We start from the raw sequence: 17,541 nt of genomic DNA on the forward strand, positions 1-17,541 counted from the left end.
AGCGGTTTCATCCTTTGCAAGAATAATATTGAGCATAAATGCGACATTTTTCTTCTTCATGGGAACGCAATTATGTTTCCCTTGGGAATCTATGTAAATGTAAGCCGTGGTTTTGGCGGGCAATGTGCTGTTGTTGACGATATGACGTGGTCGGGAATGCCATGCAAGATGTCCGTGACTGGGCTGCGCCGCCGCCGTCCTGGATAGCGCCGGTCCAATCAAAGGCTATCTAACGGTATCGCGTGGTCGTTGCGCCGGCGATGCCCTTCCGGATAAGAAGGTCGCTGAGTGAGCTCCAAATCGATCGGCCTGCCATTGCAGGTTTTTTCCCGACTTCCGTTGCCGGGACAACTCGCTCTCATTGCGGCAATTATCCTGCCTTGCCTGTGGGCCGTCGTGATCGCGTCGTTGCACGGCACCTATGAAAAAACCTTGGCCGAGGCCGCCAAGGACAGCAATAACATTGCGCGTCTGTTCGCTGAAGAAGTCAATTCTTCCATCAACATGATCGACCTGGCGGCGATCGACCTGCGCGAACGATGGCTCGACGACCCGGACAGGTTTGACGACCACGTGCGCAAGCGGCAGGCGATTCTCGAAAGCCCTGTGGCATTTCAGGTCAGTATCATCGACGCCACAGGGCACCTGGCATATTCGAGCGTGGACCGCTCGGCGCCGCAGCTCGATTTAAGCGACCGCGAGCACTTTCGCACCCATCTCGGCGGGATCGACAAGCTGTTCGTCAGCCGCCCGGTCAAGGGCCGGGTGTCGGGACGGGGAAGTATCCAGTTCACCCGTCCATTGCTGGCCCGCGGGAATCGTTTCGCCGGCGTGATCGTGTTGTCGGTGGCACCGGAGTACTTCACCCGGTTTTCAGGAAAACTGCAACTTGGCGAGCACGGGACAGTCGCCCTTGTTCGCTCTGACGGTACCATTGTCGCGCGCGAGCCGGCAGTGTCGTCCGAGCCGCGCAACGTACTGAAGACCATGCCGGACTTCGCGTCGATGGGCACGGAAACACTGATGTATTCACGCGCCTCGCAGATCGACGGTGTCGTTCGACTCTATGCCTGGCGTGTATTGCCGAAGAAGGCCTTGACCGTGGCGGTCGGCCGTAGCCGCGATGAAATCCTCGAATCGTATGTCCGGCAGCGGAACCTGGTGTTGGGCGGCGCCTGTGGGCTGTCCATCCTGATTGTCCTGATCGGTTACAGCGTGTTGTCCGGAATGCGCGACCGTGCCCGCGCCCGGGCCGCGCTCGAGGAAAGCGAGTTTCGCTGGAAATATGCGCTCGAAGGCGCGGGCGATGGTGTCTGGGATTGGGACGGCCGGACCGATACGGTGTACTTCTCTCAACGTTGGCGCGAGATGCTCGGCTATGGCGACGCCGAGATCCGGACCGGGAAACAATGGGAAAACCTGATCCACCCGGAGGACCGTGGACGGGTTCTCGACGCAACGGCGAGGCTGGTGGCCGGGCTGGTGCCGACCTACGCGATGGAATACCGGATGCGGGCGAAGGATGGAAGCTGGCGCTGGATCTTCAGTCGCGGCATGGCCGTCGGTACCGATGCGGGCGGACAGGCGGCGCGGGTGATCGGGACCCATACTGACTTGACCGATCGTAAGCTGCGGGAAGAGGCGCTCCATCAGATGGAGCAGATGCACGCCGCGCAGGCCCTGTTTCAAAGCGAACAGCGTTTTCACCAGCTTGCCGATGCGATGCCGCAAATCGTATGGACTGCCGACCCCGATGGTGCGATCGATTACGCCAACAGTTGGGTGCACGCCTACACGGGACTGGTCGAGGAGATCGATGCCGACAACTGGGTCACGATACTGCACCCGGACGACGTTGCGCCGACGCTGCGCATCTGGAAGGCGTCGCTTGATTCGGGCGCCATCTTCGAGACCGAATACCGCGTGTTTCGCAGCGCCGACCAGAGCTATCGATGGCATCAGGCGCGTGCCATACCGATCCGGGACGAACACGGTACGATCGTAAAGTGGTACGGCACCACCACCGACAACCATGACACGCGGTTGGCGAACGACGAAATCCGCAGGCTCGCACACCGTCTCGGCACCACGCTCGAAAGCATCACGGAGGCATTCCTCACAGTCGATCTGGACTGGAGATTTACGTACGTCAATAAGGAAACCGAGCGCCTGCTTCAGCGTGATCGCCAGCAATTGCTTGGACGAATGTTATGGCAGGAATATCCGGCGCTCGTCGGCGGCATCGCCGATACAGAATTTCAAAGGGCCATGCATGAACATTGCACGGTCGAGTTCGATATTTACTTCCCGCCGCTGAATCGCTGGTTCAAGGTTCGTGCCTATCCTTCATCGGAAGGCCTTGCCGTATATTGCCGCGACATCAGCGCAAGCCGGCGTCTGCAGAAGTTCAAGAATGAGCAGATGAAATTGCTGGAACGGATGGCACTGGGGGCGCCGCTGCCCGAACTCCTGGAACTCGCCACGCACATTGTCGAGTCGTCCGGACATGCCATGCACTGTGCGGTGATGTTGCTGGGTGCGGACGGCGCCCCCTTCGAACACGTTGTCGCGCCAAGTCTTCCGGCTTCGCTACGAGGCATCCTGAACGAATTCGACGTCGATGAGGTATTGCCACCGGACCGACGCGCACGGCTGCAAGCCGGGCCGGTCTTCGTTGCCGACGTGGGGGAAGATCCGAGCTGGACTGGCGCGCACGATGCGGCCGCACTGCATGGGGATCGTGCCTGCTGGTGGTATGGAATTCGCTCCGGGCAGGACCGGCTGCTCGGTACACTTGCGGTATTCACCGAAGCCGGACGTGTGCCCGATCAAGGCGAAATGGAGATCCTTGGCCTGTGCGCCCACACGGTCAGCATCGCGGTCGAACGGCTTCACATCGAACGCAAGGCACGCGCAAGCGAGGACCAGCTTGAATATCAGTCGAATTACGACACCCTGACCGGACTTGCCAACCGCAATTTGCTTTGCGATAGGGCAAGTCAGACGATGGCGCGGGCCGTGAGCCGGGGCGAACAGGCGTGGCTGGTCTGTATCGATCTCGACCGCTTCGCCCTGGTCAACGAAACGCTGGGCCACGAAGCCGGCGACCTGGTCCTGCAAGAGACAGCGGCCCGCCTGAGGACGGCACTGGGGCCGAACGATACGGCTGCGCGCACCGGTGGCGATGAATTTGTGCTGGTGCTCGCCGATACGCCCGACGAGCACGCCGCGATCAATACCGTCCAGCGCATCATGGCCGCCCTGGGCGATCCGATCAAGGTCGGGGAGCACGAGCATTTCCTGAGCTGCACGTCCGGGTTATCGGTATTCCCGGCCGACGGCGACACGGCGAACGCCTTGATCAAGAATGCCCACATCGCGATGCAGCGCGCCAAGGAAGCAGGCGGTGGCGAACTGCAGTTTTATACGGCGTCGATGAAAGCGCGCGCGATGGAACGCCTGCGGCTCGAGGGCGACCTGCGGCATGCCGTCCAGCGGGGCGAATTGCTGTTGCATTACCAGCCGCAAGTCGACGTGCGCACCGGTCGGATCGTTGGCGTGGAAGCCCTGCTGCGGTGGGCGCATCCCGAACTCGGCATGATGTCGCCCGACCGGTTCATCGACCTGGCGGAACAAACCGGGCTCATTGTCCCAATCGGCACGTGGGTATTGCGGACCGCGTGCGCGGACGCCAGGCGTTGGCATGATGCCGGTTGGGAAGGCCTGCGAGTGGGCGTCAATCTGTCGGGCAAGCAGTTCTACCAGCCGGATCTGATCGAGGTCGTGACAGGGGTCCTGGCGGAATCGGGGCTCGCGGCACGCTACCTGGACATCGAGCTGACGGAAGGCCTGGTCATGACCGACATCGACCACGCACTCGCGATCATGAACACGCTCAAGGGGCTCGGCGTACAGCTGTCGCTGGACGACTTCGGCACCGGCTATTCCAGCCTGTCGTACCTGAAGCGCTTCCCGATCGATGTGCTGAAGATCGACAAATCGTTCGTCAGGGACATTACCACCGATCCGGACGCGGCGGCGATCGCGCGGTCCATCATTTCGCTTGCCCAAAGCCTGCAATTGCAAGTCATCGCGGAAGGCGTGGAAACCCAGGAGCAGCTCAGCTATCTGACGACTTATCGTTGCGACCAGATCCAGGGCTACTATTTCAGTCGTCCGATACCGGCCGCGGCATTCGAGCAGTTGCTTGGCGAGGAGCGGGCGCTGCCGGTGGCGTGTCCTGACGAACAGGTGCGGACGGTCCTGGTCGTCGACGACGACCCCGGCGTCAGCGCGGCATTGCGCCGGCTTCTGCGCCGCCAGGGCTATCGGGTACTGCATGCGGCAAGCGGAGACGAAGGTTTGAGCCTGCTTGCCTTGAACGACGTCCAGGTCGTCATTTCCGACCAGCGCATGCCCGGCATGATGGGCATCGAATTCCTGTCGCGCGTCAAGCAGATTCACCCGAAGATTATCCGGATCATGTTGTCGGGCTACACGGCGGTCGACGCGATCATCGAAGCGACCAATAGCGGCGCCGTATTCCGGTTCCACGCGAAGCCTTGGGACGACGACGCGTTATGTGCGAGTATCGCCGACGCATTCCGTTATCACTGGCTGATGCGCAATGCGGAAATTGCGGAGGCGTGAGGGTCCGGTATCGCATAAAACAAAAGCCCCACCGGCTTGCGCCGGCGGGGCTTTTATTTGAATACTGGTGGAGGCGGAGGAGGTCTTCAACCTCCACCGTCTGTCCGTTAATTCTTTGATCCTATTGTGTGCGGCCCCCGGAGAGGCCGAAACGCTTCCCACTTGGGGGGCGAGGATGGGCTGTAGCATCGGCCCTGGCATGATTAGCAAAAACCTCTCTACGTCAATGAATCTCCAAAATGTCGAGCAAGAAAGAACAACCAAGGGATTTGGCTTCGTTGAAGTAGCGCGGAATTGAAATGGTCAGGCACGCTGCTCATCGAGACGATTTGGGCCAAATCCGAGATCGTATATTGATGATTCTCTGGATCCATCGCCCCTGGGCGCACGCATGCCCGAATGAGGGCTATGCATAACTCCACTAGGCAAGTTTGGCCGCCGAGGAAATCCCACCAGTCTTTACCAATCCGGATCGTGGCAGTGATTCCGATCTCGTCATGCTCAAAGCGACAGTGCCATTGCCCGGCTGGCGCATCGTAGAAGCACATCGACCCAAGCTTGTCGTACAGATTTCGAATGATATGCCAATCTTTTTTGTTCGATTGCTTCTGCGTTCCGTATAGAACGCCATACGTGAAGTCAATCTCTGTAACGTTCGCCTCCCTTGCCCACGAAGATGCATGACTGATGATCGCGTCAGCAAAATTCTCGCTCATCTCATCGTTCAAGCAACGTGGGCCGCTCTTCAATGTCGCTACCTTAAGTTGCCCTTCCTCTATCTTCTTCCCATCCAATGCTGAATTAGATGTATGCATCTCGCTCAACACACACTCCCAACCGTAGATCGGGAGCATAATCTCTTCAATCATGCGGCCAGCCGACGTTTCCATTGATGAGAAAAGCTTTGCCGGTAAGATATCGTCCTCTATCTCACTTATACGCGAATACTGATTTCTAAGAGATTGCATCATCAGCACAAACGGACTCGTACTGAACTTTGAAAAAATGGATTCTGCGATAGGAAGTGCGGAAACGTGGTTCCCGATTTTTCGCCGGAAAGCCGTTTCAATGTCAAGCACTCGCTGCTGAGCGCGAGGATCCCTATCGATCTGGTGAAGCGTATTCAAAAGCGAGACTTTGCTGAGTGTAACTTCAGTTGCACGCGGCAGTCCGACGTGTCGCCTTGCCATTCAATCCCTTTCGTTACGCAATCTTACGCGTTCGGCGTTGTGTTTTATTGGGTGTATACTGCGCATTTTCGGTCTCCCCCCCATCTTCCCAGACGATTGTCTGCCCATCCTTGAACCACTGGCGAGTACGGACATGTGACTGGATATAAACAATTCTAAATGCATCGGGGACATTAGGGAAAGCTCTCCATTCGCGCGCTTTCATGATGTCAAGGCACGCTGCCACTACTTCACCGGCAACTTTCCCCAGTCGGGTGGGGACTGCATTGCCGACTTGTCTATAACGCTCTGAGACTGTTCCGGAAAATTCCCAATCATCTGGGAACTCCTGAATACGTGCGTATTCTTTCAAGCTCAGTGCGCGAGTCTCGGTCGGGTGGCACAAAGCGGTGCTTGCATGGTTTGGCATCGTCACCAAAGTAGGGCAGGGTAGATCAAACGTCAGCCTACGCCACCATCCAGAGCGCCCGCCTTTCGCATGCCATGCCTTTCCCATCGACTCCATCTGCAGGTCGATAGGTAGGCTACGCCAGTTTGCTCCTGGCGGCACTAAAGATAGGAAGCTTTTTTTCCGAGGGCTGAAATCAAGCACTACAGGGTCGTCTTCCCTCAAGTTGCCGATGGCGTCGCGCAAAGTCGCCCAGGGTTGTAAGCTTCGCCCGCCGAATAGATCAGACTGCGGCTTTATGGCAGCAGCAGGTCCGTGAGTCGGATTAGGGAAATCGACCTGCATATTGAACCGGTTTCCAATAAAAATAACCCGCTCACGGATCTGTGGCGCACCGTAATTGACTGAGTTCACTTCGAAGACGTCGAAGTGATATGCAGCATTAGGTATGGACTGAAGATCATGCGAGAACTGGCGTAACACGGAACCCGGCAATTCATCATCTGTTAGTTCTGGGCCACCGTTTTCGGGACGTTCGGCAATCGGCCTGTGACTCAATGCAGCTGAGACCAGACCTCTCACGTTCTCCATCAAAAAGAACTTGGGCTGCATATACTCAACGAACCGAAGGAACTGCCAGAGCAGAGTACCACGAGGATCTTGGACGCTCTCCCGCTTGCCAGCTGTGCTGAACGCTTGGCACGGCGGGCCGCCCACAACAACGTCTACTTCGCCAGGCTTAAGACCAACAGCGGCGAGAACATCAGCGGGATCAAGATTTGAGATGTCCCCTTCAAAAACCTTAAGATTTGGGTTCACTTTTCCTGCGGCTATGTTCACTCGGATCGTGTCGCAAAATACCTTCTCTTTTTCTACACAAGCTACCAGCTCATAGTGCCCGGTGCTGTCGAGACCAAGGTCAAGGCCCATACCGCCTGAGAACAGCGAAATTACTTTATACTTTGCCATTTGATAATTTTGTAATTATGCAACATATCATAAACTCAGACGACGTGTTCTTCTTTTTTGAAGGCATCGCCGGTCGTTGGAGGTCTACGACCGATGCGCACCATAGTCGAGAACACCTCTGCACGCAATGTTGAGATTGCAGCTTAAGTATTTTGTCTAGCGTAACTCACATAGTTCACCGACTTCGCGCATGTTGAAGTCGGATACGTCAACTTCACCATGAGGTTGATGTTTCGTAGAAGGACTGTTCGGACGAGTGCTGTTCGCCAGAGCCAGGCCGACATCTTGTTCATGTTTGGCAGAAGTTTTTACATCGTTTTCCAATAAGGTAAGAGCTTTATCTTCGCCTTTCTGGGTGATTGGAAGGGTTAAAAATCAGGCCTATGCACAGCTCGTATCCGCAAGGTTCGGCATTGCACGTAAGGTTCACATCCCGCACGTTTGCGGTCTGAAGGCTACGGTAAATTTCTCCGGTTAATCTGTCTTTTGAATATTGATTTTGTGGTAAAGCCACAGTCGGACGCGCACAAAAGGAAAAACCTCTGACGAATCAGAGGTTTTTTAGAATTATGGTGGAGGCGGAGGGAATCGAACCCTCGTCCGCAAGCACTCTACAGACAGTTCTACATACTTAGCACTGTCTTTTAATTTAACCTGGCTGACGGGGACGTGCACCCTGCAACCAAGCGAGTTACCTAAAGTTTCGGAAGCAACCAGGTAACCCGGTTGAATCCTAGCCTCTGTAAATGACTCTACTTGCCTTGCGGCACACCCCAGAGGCGAGGTGGTGTAGAGCTAGCAGCGATTAGGCTGCGAGTGCGTACGAGTTATCGTTTGCAGTTATTGATTTCTGGATGTATTTACGAGGTAACCAGTCCTCGGTATGCCCTGTTCTGCTTTGCAACCCACGTCGAAGCCAGGTCGCCCCCAGATAGGAACGCTCATTGTACCGCAATCGGCCTCTGAGCGGAGAGCCCTGTCGTGCCCTCACACCCGATATGGGTGCGAGGTGCGGAGTATCAAGGGCTGAGGTGGAATTAACGGCCCTGGTTCTGGTTGGCGATCTGGTTGCCCAGCATGCCGCCGCCAATCATGCCGGCGACCGTCGCCAGTTTGCGGCCATTGCCGCTGCCCACCTGGTTGCCAAGCAGGCCGCCCACGACGGCGCCCGTGCCGATGGCGACGTAGTTCGGTTGTGCCGGCTGCGGAGCCGGACGAGGTGCCGGTTCACGATACGACGGCGCATCGTTCTGGGCGTAGCTCGAGTGGTGCGTCGTGTGGCGCGGGACCGGTTTCGCCGGAACTTCCTTGATGATCGTTTCTTTGATCACCGTCGGTGCCGGGGCCGGCTGGGCGCTCGCGACGGCCGGCTGTGCATAGGCGCCCTGGACCGGTTGCAGGCCTTGCGGTGCCGTGGCATCCGCAGCCATCGGCAGGGCCGGTGCGGCCGCCGGGGCAGCGGCGTAGGCCGGGTTTACCTGGGTCGGGGCAGCCTCGGGAGCGCTGTGCGAGCTCGGCAGGAGGCCGGTGATCGCGGCCGTGCCGGCGAGGCTGACGACGATGACGGACACTGCGGCAGCTGCAACCAGCGGGTGGATACGGGAGGTGGCGGTTTTGATCGTTTCCATTTTTTCTGCTCCTGAGACGTTGTTGTCGTATGGCTGTAGATTACCCAGAGGCATTGTCGAGAGATAGACGTATCCCTGTATCAATCGTAAAGATATGTAAATGACGAGTTGACCGATCGGGATCGCGATCTAACGAAGACGAAGACGAGAGCGCAACATCTGCAACTAACCGACGGGCGGCCCCGAGAAAAAACCGGGCCGCCAGGGCAGAAGGCGGCCAGGATGAAGCAATGATGAAAGCCGGATCAGGCAGTCGTTACCGCAGCGCCCGCCAGCTCGCGCAGCATGTCCAGCAGGTGGCGCGGCGTGTCCAGTTGGTAATGAGCACCCCACGTCGCCGGATCGATGGAACCGCAATAGCCCCAGTTGCAGGCCACGGTGACCATGCCGGCCGCGCGGCCCGCTTCGATGTCGCGCTGGTCGTCGCCCACGTACCAGCAGTGAGTCGGGTCGATGTCCAGGCGGCGCGCCGCTTCCAGCAGCGGGGCGGGGTGGGGTTTGGCGTGCGGCGTCGTGTCGCCCGAGATCACGCAGCCGGCGTGCGCCAGGCCGATCAGCGGGACGAGCGGGTCCGTGAAACGGGCCGGCTTGTTGGTGACGATGCCCCAGGCCATGCCGGATGCCGTGAGGCCGTCCAGCAGGTCGGGCACGCCGTCGAACAGGGTGCTGTGCACGGCCATGTTGGACTGGTAGCGTTCGAACCATTCGAGACGCATCTCCTCATAGCCCGCGTCCCCCGGCGCCAGGCCGAAGGCGGCGCCGATCATGCCGCGGGCGCCGGCCGATGCGGTCGGGCGGAGGATGGCGTACGGCGTCGGTTCCAGGCCGCGCTCCGTACGCATCCAGTTGACGGCGGCCGCGAGGTCGGGCGCGGTGTCGGCAAGGGTGCCGTCGAGGTCGAACAGGACGGCGCGCGGCGCGGACAGGGAGGAAGAAAAGGTCATGTGTCGATACTTAGAGCGGCTTACTGCAGGCAACCATGTAGTTGACGTCGGTGTCCTGGTTCAGCGAGTAGATCTTGGTCAGCGGGTTGTAGGTCAGGCCTTTCAAGCCGTCGACGATGAGGCCGGCATCGCGCACGAAGTTCGACAACTCGGCCGGCGTGATGAATTTGGCGTAATCGTGGGTGCCGCGCGGCAGCATGCGCAGCACGTATTCCGCGCCGACGACGGCGAACAGATACGATTTGACGTTGCGGTTCAGCGTGGAAAAGAACACGCGGCCGCCCGGTTTGACGAGGGCCGCGGCGGCGCGCACGATGGAAGCCGGGTCCGGGACGTGCTCGAGCATCTCCATGCAGGTGACGACGTCGAACTGGCCCGGCTCTTCCGCGGCCATGTCCTCGGCCGCGATCAGTTTATAGCGCACCTCCACGCCCGATTCCAGGCTGTGCAGGTCGGCCACCTTCAGTGCCTTTTTCGACAGGTCGATGCCCGTGACCTTGGCACCCTTGCGCGCCATGGATTCGGCCAGGATGCCGCCGCCGCAGCCGATGTCGATGACGTTCTTGCCAGCCAGCGGCACGCGCGCGTTGATCCATTCCAGGCGCAACGGGTTGATGTCGTGCAGCGGACGGAATTCGGACGTCGGATCCCACCAGCGGTGGGCCAGTTCACTGAACTTCTGGATCTCTAAGGGATCGGCATTGGTCGTCGTAGTCATAGGACGGAATGATAGCGGAAATGGGTAGTCGGCACGGATGGGATCGTGAAAAAAACCGGGCCATAAAAAAACCCCGCCGCAGCGGGGTTGTTCAGCCGTTAAGCCGGATTACTGCTTGTTGCCGCGGGTGCCGACGACTTCGATTTCCACGCGGCGGTTCTTCGCACGGCCGGCGGCGGTCTTGTTGTCGGCGACCGGCTGCTTCTCGCCTTTGCCTTCGGTGTAGACGCGGTTCGATTCGACGCCCTTGCTCTGCAGATAGGCCTTGACGGCTTCGGCGCGGCGGACGGACAGCTTCTGGTTGTACTCATCGGTGCCGACCGAGTCGGTGTGGCCGACGGCGATGATGACTTCCAGGTTGATGTCTTTCAGCTTCGAGACCAGGTCGTCCAGCGACGCTTTGCCGGCCGGCTTCAGGACGGCCTTGTCGAAGTCGAAGAACGCGTCAGCCGAGTAGCTCACTTTTTCCGAGGTCGGGACCGGAACCGGTGCCGGGGCCGGAGCCGGGGTGGCAGGTGCCGGAGCGGCGACCGGCGGCGGCGGCGGAGCGACGCACTTGCCGTTTTCCAGGCGCTCGGGTTCCACGCACAGCGGTGCGTCGCAGCCCGGGACCGCGTCGGCCGGGGTCCAGTAGCCCGTGCGCCAGCACAGGCCGAAAGGATTGCGGGCGATGACGCCACGGGCATCCTGCACGTAAGCGCTGTACGGCGTCGGCGCCTTGATATCGGTGGTCAGCGGCGCATACGGAGGCGCACTTTGCGCGGATGCGCTGCCCGCCATCGCGGCCGTAGCTGCGAATACGAGGGTTGCCAATTTGTTCATATTTTTTCTTCCTTTCGGTAAAATCTTCTAGCGGCGAAACTGCCCCAGGGCAATAAGACGTGAGCATAATATTAACACTCGAGACAGCACGTCAGTTCCGCATTGTGAAACAAGCAATTAACGTCTCGGCCATTTTGCCACATACGCCACATCCGCACGACCGACCGGCGACCAATTGCCGTGCATGCTATTTGTCGCGTTGTTTCTGCGCAACAAGGTGTCGGGAGTCGCACGCAAGCTTGACGAATGTTTATGACAGGCATGTGTCAAAGGGCTAATTGTGCCAGTTTGCTATCGCGGCCGCTTGCCGCTGAAATAGGTGATTGCTAGGGCTGCCGTGGTAAAATCATGGGCTTGAAATATCACTTATCAGCCTGAAGGCGCCGACCCGCACAATGGATCAATTCGCAAAAGAAACAGTTCCAATTTCCCTGGAAGAAGAGATGCGCAAGAGCTACCTCGATTACGCCATGAGCGTGATCGTGGGCCGTGCTCTGCCGGACGTGCGCGACGGCTTGAAGCCCGTGCACCGCCGCGTGCTCTACGCGATGCACGAGATGAACAACGTGTGGAACCGTCCTTACCTGAAGTGCGCGCGCGTGGTCGGCGACACGATGGGTAAGTACCACCCGCACGGCGACGCGTCGATCTACGACACCCTGGTCCGCATGGCCCAGGACTTCTCGCTGCGCTACACGCTCGTGGACGGGCAGGGCAACTTCGGCTCGATCGACGGCGACTCCGCCGCGGCGATGCGTTACACCGAGTGCCGCCTGGACAAGATCTCGAACGAGCTGCTGGCCGACATCGACAAGGACACCGTCGACTTCCAGCCGAACTATGACGGCAAGGAAAAAGAGCCGACCGTCCTCCCGACGAAGATCCCGAACCTGCTGATCAACGGTTCGTCCGGTATCGCGGTCGGCATGGCGACGAACATCCCGCCGCACAACCTGTCCGAAGTGATCAGCGGCGCCATGCACGTGCTGCGGAACCCGGACTGCACGATCGACGAGCTGATCGAGCTGATCCCGGCGCCGGACTTCCCGACGGCCGGCATCATCTACGGCGTCTCGGGCGTGCGCGACGGCTATCGCACGGGCCGCGGCCGCGTCGTGATGCGCGCCAAGACGCACTTCGAGGAATACGGCAAGGACGGCGGCCGCATCGCGATCATCGTCGACGAGCTGCCGTACCAGGTCAACAAGAAGTCGCTGCTGGAGCGCATCGCCGAAAACGTGCGCGACAAGAAGCTGGAAGGCATTTCCGACATCCGCGACGAGTCCGACAAATCGGGCATGCGCGTCGTCATCGAGCTCAAGCGCGGCGAAGTGCCGGAAGTCGTGCTGAACAACCTGTACAAGCAGACCCAGCTGCAGGACACGTTCGGCATGAACATGGTGGCCCTCGTCAACGGCCAGCCGAAGCTGCTGAACCTGAAGCAGATGCTGGAGTGCTTCCTGTCGCACCGCCGCGAAGTGGTCACGCGCCGCACCGTGTTCGAGCTGCGCAAGGCACGCGAACGCGGCCACATGCTGGAAGGCCTCGCGGTCGCGCTGGCGAATATCGACGACTTCATCGCGATCATCAAGGCCGCGCCGACGCCGCCGGTCGCGAAGACGGAACTGATGTCGCGCGCATGGGATTCGTCCCTCGTGCGCGAAATGCTGTCGCGCACCGAACTCGGCGCATCCGGCGGCATCGAGGCGTTCCGTCCCGAGCACCTGCCGAAGCACTACGGCATGCAGCAGGACGGCCTCTATAAGCTGTCGGACGAGCAGGCCCAGGAAATCCTGCAGATGCGCCTGCAGCGCCTGACCGGCCTGGAGCAGGACAAGATCGTCAACGAGTACAAGGAAGTGATGCTGCACATCGCCGACCTGCTCGACATCCTGGCCCGTCCGGAGCGCGTCACGAGCATCATCGTCGACGAGATGGCGCAGATCAAATCGGACTACGCGGACAACGGCAAGGACACCCGCCGTTCCGCCATCGAGCACAATGCGTCCGACCTGGAAACGGAAGACCTGATCACGCCGCAGGACATGGTCGTGACCCTGTCGCACACGGGCTACATGAAGTCGCAGCCGATTTCCGAATACCGCGCGCAGAAGCGCGGCGGCCGCGGCAAGCAGGCGATGGCGACGAAGGACGAGGACTGGATCGACCAGCTGTTCATCGCGAACACGCACGACTACATGCTGTGCTTCAGCAACCGCGGCCGGATGTACTGGCTGAAGGTGTGGGAAGTGCCGCAGGGTTCGCGCAACTCGCGCGGCAAGCCGATCGTGAACATGTTCCCGCTGCAGGACGGCGAGAAGATCACCGTGATCCTGCCGCTGTCGGGCGAGAACTCGACGTTCCCGGAAGACCACTACGTGTTCATGTCGACGAGCCTCGGCACCGTCAAGAAGACGCCGCTGCGCGACTTCAGCAATCCGCGCAAGGCCGGCATCATCGCGGTCGACCTGGACGACGGCGACTTCCTGATCGGCGCCGCGCTCACGGACGGCAAGCACGACGTGATGCTGTTCTCGGACGCCGGCAAGGCCGTGCGCTTCGACGAGAACGACGTGCGTCCGATGGGCCGTACGGCGCGCGGCGTGCGCGGCATGAACCTGGAAGAGGGCCAGAACGTGATCGCGCTGCTGGTCGCCGAGAACGAGCAGCAGTCCGTGCTGACCGCGACGGAAAACGGCTTCGGCAAGCGCACCCCGATCACGGAGTACACGCGCCACGGCCGCGGCACGAAGGGCATGATCGCGATCCAGACGTCCGAGCGTAACGGCAAGGTCGTTGCCGCGACGCTGGTCGAGGAGACGGACGAGATCATGCTGATCACGACCGGCGGCGTGCTGATCCGGACTCGTGTGGCCGAGATCCGCGAGATGGGCCGCGCCACCCAGGGCGTGACCCTGATCGCGGTGGAAGACGGCACCAAGCTGTCCGGCCTGCAGCGCGTGGTCGAGACCGACCTCGAGGAAACGGAACTGGAGCCGGCGCCGGAGTAATTTGGATGCGCCGCGATAAAGCCGCCCTGATGCCATGCATCTCGGCGGCTTTTTTTTGATCCGTTCCCTCAAAACGTCATTCCCGCGCAGGCGGGAATCCATACCGAGGTGCAGAATTCGGTATCTTGGAAGTGCCGCGACGTAATGAAATAGACCGACTTCGGGGCTTCAGCATGGGTCCCCGCCTGCGCGGGGACGACGGTTCATCTTCCGTCGAAATGGCACCTGTTGAGGATTTTTTGCAAGTTTCGTGCGAAAATCGAGGAACCCGCATTGTCATGCCGGGATTGCAAGCCCCCGCACCAGCCATCATCAAGGACATCCGTGAAGAAATCTCTCGTCGCCATCGCCTCCGCCCTCGTCATTTGCTCTCCTGCCGCGTTCGCCGCGACACCGGTGCCGTCAGCCGATCCGGCCGTCGTCGCCGCCACCAAGCAGATGCTGGCGTCGATGAAGATCCGCGACGTGATGCAGGCGTCGCTGAAGCAGGCGGACCAGCAGATGCCGACCCAGATCGCCGCGTCGATGAATGCGATGATCGACAGCGACGCCACGCTCTCCGCGGAGAAGAAGGCCGAGGCGCACAAGAAGCTGCAGGAAGCGCTGCCCACGCTGACCGCGCAGATGCACGGCGTATTCAGCGACCCGACCCTCGTCGACGACATGCTGGCCGAGATGGTGCCGCTGTACGCCGAGACCTATACGCTAGACGAGATCCGCCAGCTCTCCGCGTTCTACGCGTCGCCGCTGGGCCAGAAGATGCTGGCGAACATGCCGACGCTGATGACCCGCAGCATGGAGATCAGCAACCGCGTGATGATGCCGCGCGTGCAGAAAATGATGGCGCAGAGCGCGCAAAGCATCGTCGGCAAGTAAGGAGCGGACGATGACTCAGGTGTACAACTTCTCCGCCGGCCCGGCCGTCCTGCCGAAAGAAGTGCTGCGCCAGGCAGCCGACGAGATGCTCGACTGGCACGGCAGCGGCATGTCCGTGATGGAGATGAGCCATCGCGGCCCCGAATTCATTTCGATCGCCAAGCAGGCCGAAGCCGATTTCCGCGAACTGCTGGGCGTGCCGGACAATTACAAGGTCCTGTTCCTGCAGGGCGGTGGCCTCGGCCAGAACGCCATCATCCCGATGAACATGGTGGGCCGCAAACCGCAGCCGGCGACCATCGATTTCGTCCACACGGGTTCGTGGTCCGGCAAGTCGATCAAGGAAGCGAAGCGCTATGCGAACGTGAACGTGGCGGCGTCGGGCGAGGCGAGCCGCTTCACGACCGTGCCGCCGCAGGAGACGTGGCAGCTGAGCGCCGACGCGGCCTACCTGCACCTGTGCACGAACGAGACCATCGACGGCGTCGAGATCGGTTACGTGCCGACGGTGCAGGGCGATACGCCGCTCGTCGTGGACATGTCCTCGCACATCCTGTCGCGCCAGGTCGACGTGTCGAAGTACGGCGTGATCTTCGCCGGCGCGCAAAAGAACATCGGCCCGGCGGGCCTGACGATCACGATCGTGCGCGAGGACCTGCTCGACCACGCCTTGCCGATCTGCCCCGGCGTGTTCAACTGGCGCGCGGTGGCGGAGGCGGAGTCGATGCTGAACACGCCGCCGACGTACGGCATCTATATCGCGGGCCTCGTGTTCGCGCATCTGAAAAAACAGGGCGGCGTGGTCGAGATGGAACGGCGCAACATCGAAAAAGCGCGCCTGCTGTACGCGGCGCTGGACGCCGACGACTTCTACCAGAATCGTGTGGCGCCCGAATATCGCTCGCGCATGAACGTACCGTTCTACCTGCGCGATGAATCACTGAACGAACAATTCCTGGCCGGCGCCAAAGCGCGCGGCCTGCTGCAACTGAAGGGCCACAAGTCCGTCGGCGGTATGCGGGCATCGATCTACAACGCGATGCCGATCGAGGGTGTGCAAGCCCTGGTCGATTATTTGAACGAGTTCGCGGGGCGCTGAGTCGCCGCATCCTCGTCGTTCCCGCGCAGGCGGGAACCCATGCTGAGCGTACCCTTGTCGGCAACGTGGCGATGCCCATACCGCGACTTCGGGTAATCAGCATGGATCCCCGCGTCCGCGGGGATGACGGGCGAACCGAAACCCATGAGCAGACGATGACAGACAAACTCAAACCCCTGCGCGAACAGATCGATGCGATCGACGCGCAAATCCTCGAACTCCTTTCACGCCGCGGCAGGGTCGCGCAGGAAGTCGGCCACGTGAAGGCCGAGACCAACGCCCCCGTGTTCCGCCCCGAACGCGAAGCGCAGGTGCTGCGCGGCGTCGCCGAGCGCAATCCCGGCCCGCTGAAGAACCAGGACGTGCAGACCATCTTCCGCGAGATCATGTCGTCCTGCCGCGCGCTGGAAAAGCGCGTGACGGTCGCCTTCCTCGGTCCCACCGGCACGTTCAGCGAACAGGCCGTGTTCCAGCAGTTCGGCAGCGCCGTCGAAGGCCTGCCGTGCGTGTCGATCGACGAAGTTTTCCGCGCCACCGAGGCCGGCACCGCCGACTATGGCGTCGTCCCGGTCGAGAACTCGTCCGAGGGCGCCATCAACCGCACGCTCGACCTGATGCTCGCGACGACGACGATCATCAGCGGCGAAGTCTCGATCCCCGTGCACCACAGCCTCATGACGAAGACGGGCAGCATGGACGGCGTGAAGGTCGTGTGCGCGCATTCGCAGGCGCTGGCCCAGTGCCAGGTGTGGCTCAACCTGCATCACCCCGGCATCGAGCGCCGCGCCGTCGCGTCGAACGCGGAAGCGGCCGTGCTGGCGAGCCAGGATCCGACCATCGCCGCGATCGCGAGCGAGATGGCGGGCGAACAGTACAAGCTGGGCGTCGTCCAGGCGCACATCCAGGACGACCCGCACAACCGCACGCGCTTCCTGATCATCGGCAGCCAGGCCACGGGCCCGTCCGGCAAGGACCGCACGTCGATCGTGCTGGCCGTGCCGAACAAGGCCGGCGCCGTCTACAGCCTGCTCGCGCCGCTCGCGAAGCACGGCGTGTCGATGACGCGTTTCGAATCCCGTCCCGCGCGCATCGGCACGTGGGAGTACTACTTCTACGTCGACGTCGAAGGCCACATCGCCGATGCCGCCGTCGGCCGCGCGCTCGAAGAGCTCAAGGACAACGCCGCCTTCTTCAAGGTATTGGGATCCTATCCCGTCGGCCTCTGAATCATTCACACTACAGCCAA

At 60.5% G+C, this 17,541-nt stretch carries 11 protein-coding genes and 1 other RNA gene; 5 read left to right on the forward strand and 7 right to left on the reverse strand.

Annotated features, from left to right (window positions below; genetic code table 11):
- Positions 1 to 288: 288 nt before the first annotated feature.
- Positions 289 to 4,650: an EAL domain-containing protein gene (locus QPK29_RS26370; RefSeq protein ID WP_371771502.1), complete on the forward strand. Its 4,362-nt coding sequence runs from the start codon at positions 289 to 291 to the stop codon at positions 4,648 to 4,650.
- Positions 4,651 to 4,868: 218 nt separating this feature from the next.
- On the opposite strand, the gene QPK29_RS26375 is transcribed toward QPK29_RS26370, so the two are convergent.
- The 7 genes from QPK29_RS26375 to ompA form a co-directional block, all read right to left on the reverse strand.
- Positions 4,869 to 5,840: a PmeII family type II restriction endonuclease gene (locus QPK29_RS26375; protein WP_371771501.1), complete on the reverse strand. Its 972-nt coding sequence runs from the start codon at positions 5,838 to 5,840 to the stop codon at positions 4,869 to 4,871.
- Positions 5,841 to 5,853: 13 nt separating this feature from the next.
- Positions 5,854 to 7,197, reverse strand: coding sequence for a DNA cytosine methyltransferase (locus QPK29_RS26380; protein ID WP_371771500.1), 1,344 nt, complete (start codon positions 7,195 to 7,197; stop codon positions 5,854 to 5,856).
- A gap of 570 nt (positions 7,198 to 7,767) precedes the next feature.
- Positions 7,768 to 8,126: a transfer-messenger RNA gene (ssrA, locus tag QPK29_RS26385) on the reverse strand.
- A 108-nt stretch (positions 8,127 to 8,234) separates the two neighbouring features.
- Positions 8,235 to 8,825 (reverse strand): glycine zipper 2TM domain-containing protein, encoded by a 591-nt coding sequence (locus QPK29_RS26390; protein WP_371771499.1) that lies wholly within the window; start codon positions 8,823 to 8,825, stop codon positions 8,235 to 8,237.
- A gap of 245 nt (positions 8,826 to 9,070) precedes the next feature.
- On the reverse strand, positions 9,071 to 9,769 hold the full coding sequence (locus QPK29_RS26395; protein WP_371771498.1) for an HAD family hydrolase: 699 nt from the start codon (positions 9,767 to 9,769) through the stop codon (positions 9,071 to 9,073).
- Between the two features lie 10 nt (positions 9,770 to 9,779).
- Positions 9,780 to 10,487: a bifunctional 2-polyprenyl-6-hydroxyphenol methylase/3-demethylubiquinol 3-O-methyltransferase UbiG gene (gene ubiG, locus QPK29_RS26400; RefSeq protein WP_056129533.1), complete on the reverse strand. Its 708-nt coding sequence runs from the start codon at positions 10,485 to 10,487 to the stop codon at positions 9,780 to 9,782.
- A gap of 108 nt (positions 10,488 to 10,595) precedes the next feature.
- On the reverse strand, positions 10,596 to 11,309 hold the full coding sequence (gene ompA / locus QPK29_RS26405; RefSeq protein WP_056129543.1) for an outer membrane protein OmpA: 714 nt from the start codon (positions 11,307 to 11,309) through the stop codon (positions 10,596 to 10,598).
- A gap of 395 nt (positions 11,310 to 11,704) precedes the next feature.
- On the opposite strand from ompA, the gene gyrA reads away from it, so the two are divergent.
- The 4 genes from gyrA (at position 11,705) to pheA (ending at position 17,521) form a co-directional block, all read left to right on the forward strand.
- Complete coding sequence (gene gyrA, locus QPK29_RS26410) at positions 11,705 to 14,320, forward strand: DNA gyrase subunit A (RefSeq protein ID WP_056129545.1); 2,616 nt, start codon at positions 11,705 to 11,707, stop codon at positions 14,318 to 14,320.
- Positions 14,321 to 14,644: 324 nt separating this feature from the next.
- The gene (locus tag QPK29_RS26415; protein WP_371771497.1) at positions 14,645 to 15,196 is read left to right on the forward strand and encodes a DUF2059 domain-containing protein; all 552 of its coding nucleotides are present in this window, start codon (positions 14,645 to 14,647) and stop codon (positions 15,194 to 15,196) included.
- 10 nt (positions 15,197 to 15,206) lie between these two features.
- The gene (gene serC, locus QPK29_RS26420) at positions 15,207 to 16,295 is read left to right on the forward strand and encodes a 3-phosphoserine/phosphohydroxythreonine transaminase (protein WP_371771496.1); all 1,089 of its coding nucleotides are present in this window, start codon (positions 15,207 to 15,209) and stop codon (positions 16,293 to 16,295) included.
- Positions 16,296 to 16,450: 155 nt separating this feature from the next.
- Positions 16,451 to 17,521: a prephenate dehydratase gene (gene pheA / locus QPK29_RS26425; RefSeq protein WP_056129552.1), complete on the forward strand. Its 1,071-nt coding sequence runs from the start codon at positions 16,451 to 16,453 to the stop codon at positions 17,519 to 17,521.
- The last annotated feature ends 20 nt before the right edge of the window (positions 17,522 to 17,541 follow it).

Source organism: Massilia orientalis, from assembly GCF_030411975.2.
Classification (GTDB): domain Bacteria; phylum Pseudomonadota; class Gammaproteobacteria; order Burkholderiales; family Burkholderiaceae_D; genus Telluria; species Telluria orientalis.